General features: G+C 39.1%; 9 protein-coding genes and 1 rRNA gene. 8 read left to right on the forward strand and 2 right to left on the reverse strand.

The genetic code is table 11. The features are described from left to right. Window positions 1–78 precede the first annotated feature (78 nt). The 5 genes from ccoG to QMA12_RS20815 all read left to right on the forward strand — a co-directional run bounded on the left by ccoG (window position 79) and on the right by QMA12_RS20815 (window position 4391). Window positions 79–1509 (forward strand): cytochrome c oxidase accessory protein CcoG, encoded by a 1431-nt coding sequence (gene ccoG, locus QMA12_RS20795; protein ID WP_290211338.1) that lies wholly within the window; start codon window positions 79–81, stop codon window positions 1507–1509. A 62-nt stretch (window positions 1510–1571) separates the two neighbouring features. Then, on the forward strand, window positions 1572–2546 hold the full coding sequence (locus tag QMA12_RS20800) for a serine/threonine protein kinase (protein ID WP_290211339.1): 975 nt from the start codon (window positions 1572–1574) through the stop codon (window positions 2544–2546). Window positions 2547–2577: 31 nt separating this feature from the next. Continuing rightward, on the forward strand, window positions 2578–3201 hold the full coding sequence (locus QMA12_RS20805) for a thiol:disulfide interchange protein DsbA/DsbL (RefSeq protein WP_087534422.1): 624 nt from the start codon (window positions 2578–2580) through the stop codon (window positions 3199–3201). 35 nt (window positions 3202–3236) lie between these two features. After that, window positions 3237–3875, forward strand: coding sequence for a thiol:disulfide interchange protein DsbA/DsbL (locus QMA12_RS20810; RefSeq protein ID WP_087534423.1), 639 nt, complete (start codon window positions 3237–3239; stop codon window positions 3873–3875). 60 nt (window positions 3876–3935) lie between these two features. Continuing rightward, window positions 3936–4391, forward strand: coding sequence for a DUF523 domain-containing protein (locus QMA12_RS20815; protein WP_290211340.1), 456 nt, complete (start codon window positions 3936–3938; stop codon window positions 4389–4391). 5 nt (window positions 4392–4396) lie between these two features. Here the strand turns inward: QMA12_RS20815 and trmA are convergent, their stop codons facing one another. Then, entirely contained in the window at window positions 4397–5494 is a 1098-nt protein-coding gene (trmA, locus tag QMA12_RS20820) for a tRNA (uridine(54)-C5)-methyltransferase TrmA (protein ID WP_087534425.1), read from the reverse strand. Window positions 5495–5659: 165 nt separating this feature from the next. Here trmA and QMA12_RS20825 point away from each other — a divergent pair, with 165 nt between their 5' ends. Both QMA12_RS20825 and murI read left to right on the forward strand, forming a co-directional pair. After that, window positions 5660–6775: a DUF5610 domain-containing protein gene (locus QMA12_RS20825; protein WP_087534426.1), complete on the forward strand. Its 1116-nt coding sequence runs from the start codon at window positions 5660–5662 to the stop codon at window positions 6773–6775. Between the two features lie 63 nt (window positions 6776–6838). Beyond that, window positions 6839–7654 carry a glutamate racemase gene (gene murI / locus QMA12_RS20830; RefSeq protein WP_290211341.1) on the forward strand — a complete coding sequence of 272 codons (816 nt, stop codon included), beginning with the start codon at window positions 6839–6841 and terminating at the stop codon, window positions 7652–7654. On the opposite strand, the gene QMA12_RS20835 is transcribed toward murI, so the two are convergent. After that, window positions 7623–8102, reverse strand: a complete 480-nt coding sequence (locus tag QMA12_RS20835; protein ID WP_087534427.1) for an RNA-binding protein — start codon at window positions 8100–8102, stop codon at window positions 7623–7625. The two genes, murI and QMA12_RS20835, sit on opposite strands and share 32 nt — an antisense overlap. 654 nt (window positions 8103–8756) lie before the next feature. Between QMA12_RS20835 and QMA12_RS20840 the strand changes: the two genes are divergently transcribed. After that, window positions 8757–8960: ribosomal RNA gene (locus tag QMA12_RS20840) — 16S ribosomal RNA — on the forward strand; the annotation flags it as partial.

The following is an 8960-nucleotide window of genomic DNA, read 5'->3' on the forward strand; positions in this document are numbered from 1 at the left end:
GTTAAGTTGAATATCTTAGCTGTTATGGCTTGCAATGATTGTTTGACTATTATTCTCCAAAGGCGTTGAGGGACTTCGATGGAAAAGCAAATTAAGGTAAAAAATATTCCGACAGAGGTGAAGATCGAAAAACCCGATCTTAATGCTCCAGAGGATAGGTTTAATCCCCGAAATCGTATTTATGTACGTGCAGTTAAAGGCTTGCATCAATTATTAAGGCAGCGTATTGGGTTTATCGGCATGCTCGCATTTATGTTGCTGCCATGGATAAACTTTAACGGTCAACAGGCTGTATTATTTGATTTAATGGGGCAAAAGTATAATATTTTTGGCCTTACTTTGTGGCCACAAGACTTCACTATTTTAGCATTTATTTTAATGCTGGCTGCATTTGCCCTATTTTTGGTAACTACTTTCTACGGGCGCGTCTGGTGTGGTTACACATGCCCGCAAACCGTCTGGACATTTATATTCATTTGGTTTGAAGAAAAGTTTGAAGGCACAGCTAACCAACGCAAAAAGCTAGATCAAAGGCCGATGGATTTTGATAAGTTTTGGCGAAAAGCTGCTAAACACACAAGCTGGATCGCGTTTTCACTTTATACCGCTATTTCATTTGTCGGCTATTTTACGCCTATTCGTGAGCTCCTGCCTGACTTTATCACCTTCAATGTGGGTGGTTACGCATTAGTGAGTATTGTCGTGTTTGCCGTATGCACCTACGGTAATGCTGGTTGGATGCGCGAAATCATGTGTCTACATATTTGCCCATACTCGCGTTTTCAATCAGCAATGTTTGACAAAGACACCTTTACCGTAAGCTATGATGAGCAACGTGGTGAAAATCGCGGACCCCGCTCTCGTAAACAAGACCCCAAAGAGCTTAACTTAGGCGATTGCATTGACTGTAACTTGTGCGTACAAGTTTGCCCTACAGGCATAGACATTCGTAATGGCCTGCAGGCTGAGTGTATTAACTGTGGCGCATGTATTGATGCGTGTGATGGCGTTATGGACAAAATGAATTATCCTCGAGGACTTATTTCTTATACCACGGAACGCAATCTAGAAACGCCAGAGAATAAAACCAATCCATTGCGTCCAAAAATTATTGGATACTTAGTTATTTTAGTTGTGCTAAGTGGTGCATTAGTGGGTAATATCGTGATGCGTAAGCCGATGGATTTAGATATTATTCGCGATAGAAACCAACTTTATCGGGTCGACTTTAACGGCTTAGTTGAGAATACTTACACGCTTAAGGTGATCAACAAAGCACAGTATGAGCAAAGCTTTAATATTAAGGTCGAGGGATTAGAAAACTTTAAATACATTGGTAAGCAAACATTCACGGTGCAAGCGGGTGAGTCACATAATGTGCCATTGTCATTAGTGGTAGATCCGTATGATTTGAAAAAACCAATGACTGAGTTTAACTTTGTTTTATCGCCAGTAAATGACCCTAGCTCGAAAATTTCGCAGCCGAGTAACTTTTTTAAAGCGCGATAGTTAAGTACACTAACATAAATTAAAAAGCGGGTTTTTCCCGCTTTTTTATATTGATGAGAATTATGAGTAAATTTAGCTTTGAAGGTTTAACACCAGACAGTATTTTAGATGCCGTAGAAAGCATTGGAATTTATGCTGAATCGGGGTTGTTAGCATTAAATAGTTACGAGAATCGGGTTTATCAGTTTAAAGCTGAAGACGGTAACCGCTATGTGGTTAAGTTTTATCGTCCTGAGCGTTGGAGCAAAGCACAAATATTAGAAGAACATAGCTTTGCATTTGAACTCGCAGACGCGGAGGTGCCAGTCGTAGCACCTATAATTCATAATGGTGAAAGTTTATTTGAACACAATGGGTCTTTATTTACCTTGTTCCCAAGTGTTGGAGGGCGAATTTTTGAAGTTGATAACCTTGACCAACTAGATGTCTTAGGCCGTTTGATTGGTCGTATGCATCAAGTTGCGAAAGCGAGCGAGTTTAAAGAGCGACCGTTGATCGGCTGTGATGAATATTTAGATACAGCTAAAATTCAGCTAAAAAATAGTAATCTCGTTCCCGCAAGCCTTGGGACTGCGTTTTATACCATTTTAGATATGGTGATCACTGAGACAAAAGCTCAGTACAAAAACGTTGAAACGATTCGTCTACACGGTGATTGCCATGCTGGTAATATTCTATGGTCGGGAGATGCACTGATGTTTGTTGATTTAGACGATAGCCGACAAGGGCCGGCAATACAAGATTTGTGGATGATGCTCAGTGGCGATCGAAACAATCAACTGTTACAGTTAGACACCTTAGTGGTTGCGTATGAAGAGTTTTGTGATTTTGACCACGCTCAACTTAAATTGATTGAACCATTACGTGCTATGCGTATGATTCATTATATGGGATGGTTAGCTAAACGCTGGGATGATCCTGCATTTCCAAGGAACTTTTCTTGGTTTGCGGATGACAAATACTGGGAGCAACAAATTTTAGCTTTAAAAGAGCAGTACTCGGCACTGCAAGAACCACCGCTAAAGTTACTGCCATAAATTATTTTCAAGAAAATGAATAGAGAGTCCAATGCTAAAAAAATTAAAACTGAGTTTACTATTATTATGCTTGCCATTCGCCGCTATGGCCGCTGACTTTAAAGCGGGTGACCAATATACGGTATTAGATATTGAAAAAAGTAAAACCCCTCAAGTTACGGAGTTCTTTTCATTTTATTGCCCACACTGTTTTAAATTTGAACCGGTGGCAAAGGCGATGGAAAAAAGCTTACCAGCAGGCACTGAGTTTATTAAAAATCACGTAAACTTTTTAGGAGGTTTATCTCCACAAGTGCAAAGTAACTTAAGCTATGCTTATATTATTGCAAAGCTAAATGGTAAAGGTGAGCAAGTTGCTGATCAAATATTTAATAGTATTCATGTGCAACGTGCGCCGCTTGATAACATTAAAGATGTAAAGCAGCTGCTTGAGCTAAATGGAATTGATAAAGCTAAATTTGATCAAGAAATTGCTAGCATGCCTGTAATTTCAGCTGAACGTGCAATGCAAGATAAACAAAATAAGTTTTCAAAAGCGGGTGCTTTGACAGGCGTGCCAACATTTATCGTTAATGATAAGTATAAAATCAATATTAATACTATCAAAAGCCAACAGCAGCTTGATGAGTTAGTTGCCTTTTTATTGCAACAATAAGCTATTACAACAATAATTTTTGGAGTTAATGAATAATGATCAAATTAGTTAAAGCTGGGTTACTGGCACTTTTATTACCTTTGGCCGTAACTGCCGCACCAACAGAATATGAAGAGGGCGTGCACTACGATGTAGTATCTGACCGCGCCAGTAAAAAGCCTGAAATAAAAGAGTTCTTTTCATTTTACTGCCCTGCATGTAATAACTATGAAGCTTTACTTGCCGATGTTAAACCTAAACTAGACAAAACCGTTACGTTCAAAAAAAGTCATGTGGATTTTGTGGGTGTACGCGATACTGAAAACCAGCAAATGATTTCTCAAGCTCTTGCTACAGCTGAAGTGCTACCACAAAAAGATGCATTGATTGCAGCAATGTTTAATCACATTCACACGAAGCGCGCCAAGTTTAATGAATTGGCTGACATTAAAGATGTATTTGTAGCGCAAGGTGTTGATGGTGATAAATTTGATAAAATTTATAAAAGCTTTTCAGTACGTACTATGGCCTCAAAAATGAAACGCGAGCAAGATTACTATAAAGAGAAGGGGGCGCTAAGAGGCGTACCAACCTTTATCGTAAATGGTAAATACAAGCTTAATCTTGGGCGTGAAACAGGTATTACAGCGCCTGAAGATATTAGTAAATTGATTAACTACTTAGCTGCTAAATAACGAAGCAGATTGGTCTTATAAAAGCTCCGTACGCGGAGCTTTTTTGTTACTAGAGAAATAATGCAAAAAATACTCGTTTCAAGTTGTTTACTCGGTACGTCTGTCCGTTACGACGGTACTGGGCAAAAGCTAGTTCACCCACAAATTACTACATGGCAATCACAAGGTCTTATTATACCGTTGTGCCCTGAGGTTGCTGGTGGATTATCGACACCTAGAGCGCCAGCTGAAATCAGACACGATAAAGTGATTACAAATGCCGATGAAGATGTAACGGCTGCATTCAGGTTAGGCGCGAAGAAGGCCTTACAATTATGTATGTCTCATAATATCCGCTTTGCACTACTAAAGGAATCAAGCCCATCATGTGGTCGTAATACAATTTATGATGACTCGCACCGTGGTATTAAAGTTGCGGGAATGGGATTAACGGCGGCATTACTAGAACGAAATGGTATTAAAGTATTTAGTGAGGTGCAAATGCCAGCACTTTTAAAAGCGCTGGCTTCATGCTGAGCAGTCTATTTCTTTTGTAAGAAAACACCCGACTCGATGTGATGGGTATAAGGGAACTGGTCAAAAATAGCAAAACGCTTAACTTCATGGGTTTGGCATAAATGATCTAAGTCTCGTTCCAAAGTGTCTGGGTTGCATGAGATATAAATAATGTTTTCATAGTTAGCGACTAAGTCACAGGTGAGTGTATCCATACCTGCACGTGGAGGGTCAACTAAAATGGTTTGGCAGTCGTAGCTTTTTAAGTCAATCCCCTGCAAACGTGAAAAAGTACGTTCGCCATTCATTGCTTGCGTAAACTCTTCGCTCGACATACGAATAATATCTAAATTAGTGACGTTATTTTTAGCTATGTTGTACTGTGCAGAATGCACTGAAGACTTAGATATTTCTGTTGCAAGCACTCGATTAAATGAACCTGCCAATGCGATAGAGAAGTTACCATTACCACAATAAAGCTCTAGTAAGTCGTTTTTAAGTGGAGCACATAGCTGTTGTGCCCACTCAAGCATTTTAATATTCACCTTGGCATTTGGTTGCGTAAAGCTATTTTCAACTTGTTGGAATATTAACTCCTGGTCATTTACAGTTAAGCGCTCAGTAACAAAGTCTTCACCGAGTACTTCTTTTTGCTTTCGAGCTCGGCCAATAAAATCAATTTTGTATGTGTTACTTAGTTTAGCCTTTAATGCTTTTATCTCTGTCATCCACTGCTCATCAAGTGGTTTGTGATAAAGTAGGCTAACTAAAATTTCACCGCTTAAAGTAGATAGGTAATCAATTTGAAATAACTTACGGCGTAGTATTTCACAGCCTTTCAAATTATCGATCATGGCAGCCATGACTTCACCAATTAAAGGTGCTGCAGGGTCAAAGGTATCAACACGTATTTTTTCTTTTGTGGCTTGATCAAACATAATATGAAACAAATCATCCCCATCATGCCATACTCTAAATTCAGCCCGTTGACGGTAGTGAATAGGCTCTGAGCCAAATACTTCTAATTGCTCAACCCCAAAACGTTGGAATTGCGCAATAATACGCTGCTCTTTCTCGCTTAGTTGTGCATCGTACGTTGATGTATCGATTTTAATAACTGCCATTATGCCCACTACCTTCTATCTTTAAGCTATTTGTCGGCGCTATTGTAGGGGGCCGGAAGTATTTGTCTAGTTTTGAGTAAAAGTAAGTGCTGTTTTTTTGTTCGTTTTACTTTAGGTTTTTGTAAACTTGCCGATAATAAAGAATGCAAATATAGGAGTCGGATTATGAAAATTGGCAATTTTGGTTATGTCCCAAACAATAACGTCAATCAAAACAGCAGTAAGGTCGCATTAACGCAGCCGACAATACAGTCCCCACAAGACAGTTATCAGCAACGTGGTAAAGAACTTGCGGCAAAAGTATTGGGCGACAAAATGGCAGAAGCGCTTGGATTACCTGTTGAGCACGAGAAAAAAGACAAGCCTTTGTTTGATTTTGAAGAAATCGTAAAGAATGTTTTAGACTTTGTGACAGGTGCTGTAAAAAAAGCGCAAGCGGATGGCGCTGATGATGACAAGCTCAAAGGCATGCTTAGTGATGCTCGCAAAGGAGTTCAAATAGGTATTGATGATGCGTATGCAGAACTCAAAGATACTGGTGTTTTAAATGACGATATTGAACAAGGTATCGAAAAATCAAAAGAGGGCATTTTTAATGGTCTTGATGAATTTGAAGACGACCTATTTAACCCTCAACCGGATTCTGTCAGTGTTAGTCAGGCGCAATATTTAAGTTTAAGCAATAATGCGCAGTATAATTTTACAACTGCTGAAGGTGATGAAGTAAGTATTAGCTTTGCCGATGCCTTTACTCAGCAATCAGCAAGTAGCTATCAGCGCTCTGGTGATAGCGAAGGTTTTGCTAGTGAGTCATCTCAATCTCGTGAGCTTTCATTTAGTATGTCAGTAAATGGCGATTTAAATGAAGATGAACAAGAGGCAATCAATGCCTTAATGGAAGACTTACAAAGTGTCAGTCAAACTTTCTTTGGTGGTGATTTAGATGAAGCCTTTGAGCAAGCGCAAGAACTTAGTTTAGGCAGCGAGCAGCTGGTCGCTTTTTCGATGGATCTAAAGCAAACTAAAACATTTGCATCAATTAAAGGTTATGAAGAAAACAAACCAGCTCCAGAAAAAGAAGTAGCAAATAAAGTGGCGCCGTTTAATGATGACTTGAGAGAGACATTTAATAAGGCAAATGAACTTGGTCTGCAAAATCAGTTGTCAGGTATTTTACAATGGCTAAACCAAGATCAAGAAGAGGTCGGTAAGCTGGTTGATTATACTAAATCGATGTTTGAGCAAATGAATAAACTGCGTGAGGCAGTCTCAGAAGCTTAAGCTTTATTTTATACTATGTGCGTGGCAAACTGTTCAGCTTAAATGAAGCTTGGAGTAGGCGGTTTGTCATCACACATTATGGTATTCGATTCAGGTATAGGCGGCACAACAGTACTTGAGCATATTAAAGACTTATTACCTCAAGCCGAACTAAGTTATTTTATGGATAATGCTTATCTGCCTTACGGTAAGTTAAGCCAAGAAACAATTGTTGCGCGCTTAACCTCTTTACTTCATTACATTACAGCTCACCAATTAAAAGTTGATGTTCTAGTAATTGCTTGTAATACAGCATCGACATTAGCATTAGCAAAAATAAGAGAGTTAACTAGTATACCCGTTGTGGGCGTTGTTCCTGCAATAAAGCCCGCTACTCTATTAACGCAAACTCAGCGTATCGGTTTATTAGCAACGCCTGCCACAATTAGCAACTGTTATACTCAGCAACTCATAGCACTTTATGGTGAAGGCTTAACTGTCGATTTATATAGCAGCGTCGAGCTGGTGGCTATCGCAGAGCAATTCTATTTTACAGGTGAGTTCAATCAAGCTAAGTTTGCAAAGGAAATGCAAAAGCTCGCGATTAAGCCAAGTACTGACGTGTTGGTGTTAGGGTGTACACATTTTCCAATCTTAGCTAAGCAAATAGATAACTATTATAATGGAACCATTAAGCTGATGGGTTCTGGCGCTGCAATAGCCAAAAGAGTTGTTGCGGTATTAGCTGAGAAAAATGGTTCAGAGCAGCTAGTCTCTAATATTGAAGCTATACATACTAAACAAAAAAAACCGCTGCATTACTATGCAACGGCTTCTGTATTAACTAATAAGTTAATAGTGGAGCATGTTAAGCTGATTGATTTGTCTCTGAACGCATAGAGGTTGAATCATCATCTTGTTTTTGTTTCGCTTCACGAACTTTCAACGTACGTTGTTGGAACTCACTATCATTTAATTGCGAAATAGCATTGTCAGCATCCGACTCTGCCATTTCAACAAAACCAAAGCCACGACGCTTGCCAGTATTTTTATCCTTTAATAGGCGTACGTTGAAAACTTTACCTTGTTCTTCAAATAAAGCACGAACAACACTTTCATTTGCACGATATGGAAGATTGCCAACATAAAGCGTTTTTGTTTTTACTTCGGCCTCTTCTACTACGTCAGATGATAGTGCACCAACTACAAGGCCACCAACTAAAACACCTACAGCAAATAGTAAGCCAGGGCTTAGTGCTAAGCTTGAAAGTGCGAAATTGACTATAACAAAACCAATAACAGCCAGAATAACTAAAGAGATAAGAGATTTTTGATCGGGTAATTTCATTTTGATCTACCAATAAACAGGAAATAAACATTAATTTAACATTGTGAACTTGCTATCTTAACGCGATAAATGAACATATCAATGTTATTTATGTGAAATTATTAAATTTACCGTAAAAAATGACGCTAAAACTCCTGTTAAGTGACTATTTCATGGGTTTTTGAGTGCTTTTTGAGCGAACAGTCAAAAGTTTTAAAAAAAGGGTTGATCTGTTTTCGGATCTCCCTATAATGCGACCCCACTGAGACGGCAGAGCAGGCAACGCTTAAGCTGCAAGCAAGTCACTTAGTAAGTCGAATAAAACTTGAGTTTAAATTTTTAATAAAGTTTAAAATTAAGTGTTGACAAAAAAATAGGAAAGCGTAACATGCGCAGCCCTAGCGAGGTAAAGCAAAGCGCTTTAATCGCAACGTTCTTTAACAATATAAAGCAATCATCTGTGTGGGCACTCGTACAGATTGAGTTCTAACAGCAGATTCTAGTTCGCTAGATGACGCAAAAAATTTAGAGTCTCAATTGAAACTGAGTGACCAACAGAATAGTTACCTTTAGTAATTATTCAGCACAGTCAATTCAATATCGAAAGATATTAAATAAATTCAGAATTCATTGAGCATGTCGGCTCTCTTTATGGGAGAAGACAGAAAAAACTTTTAATTGAAGAGTTTGATCATGGCTCAGATTGAACGCTGGCGGCAGGCCTAACACATGCAAGTCGAGCGGTAACAGAGAGTAGCTTGCTACTTTGCTGACGAGCGGCGGACGGGTGAGTAATGCTTGGGAACATGCCTTTAGGTGGGGGACAACAGTTGGAAACGACTGCTAATACCGCATGATGTCTACGGACCAAAGGGGGCT

This window comes from Pseudoalteromonas sp. APC 3893 (assembly GCF_030408095.1).
GTDB lineage: Bacteria > Pseudomonadota > Gammaproteobacteria > Enterobacterales > Alteromonadaceae > Pseudoalteromonas.

Bases quoted from the DNA above. Each gene is read 5' to 3' on its own strand.
- QMA12_RS20800 (WP_290211339.1), top strand. From the start codon at position 1,572: ATGAGTAAATTTAGCTTTGAAGGTTTAACACCAGACAGTATTTTAGAT.
- QMA12_RS20815 (WP_290211340.1), top strand. From the start codon at position 3,936: ATGCAAAAAATACTCGTTTCAAGTTGTTTACTCGGTACGTCTGTCCGT.
- ccoG (WP_290211338.1), top strand. From the start codon at position 79: ATGGAAAAGCAAATTAAGGTAAAAAATATTCCGACAGAGGTGAAGATC.
- QMA12_RS20805 (WP_087534422.1), top strand. From the start codon at position 2,578: ATGCTAAAAAAATTAAAACTGAGTTTACTATTATTATGCTTGCCATTC.
- QMA12_RS20810 (WP_087534423.1), top strand. From the start codon at position 3,237: ATGATCAAATTAGTTAAAGCTGGGTTACTGGCACTTTTATTACCTTTG.
- QMA12_RS20825 (WP_087534426.1), top strand. From the start codon at position 5,660: ATGAAAATTGGCAATTTTGGTTATGTCCCAAACAATAACGTCAATCAA.
- QMA12_RS20835 (WP_087534427.1), bottom strand. From the start codon at position 8,102: ATGAAATTACCCGATCAAAAATCTCTTATCTCTTTAGTTATTCTGGCT.
- trmA (WP_087534425.1), bottom strand. From the start codon at position 5,494: ATGGCAGTTATTAAAATCGATACATCAACGTACGATGCACAACTAAGC.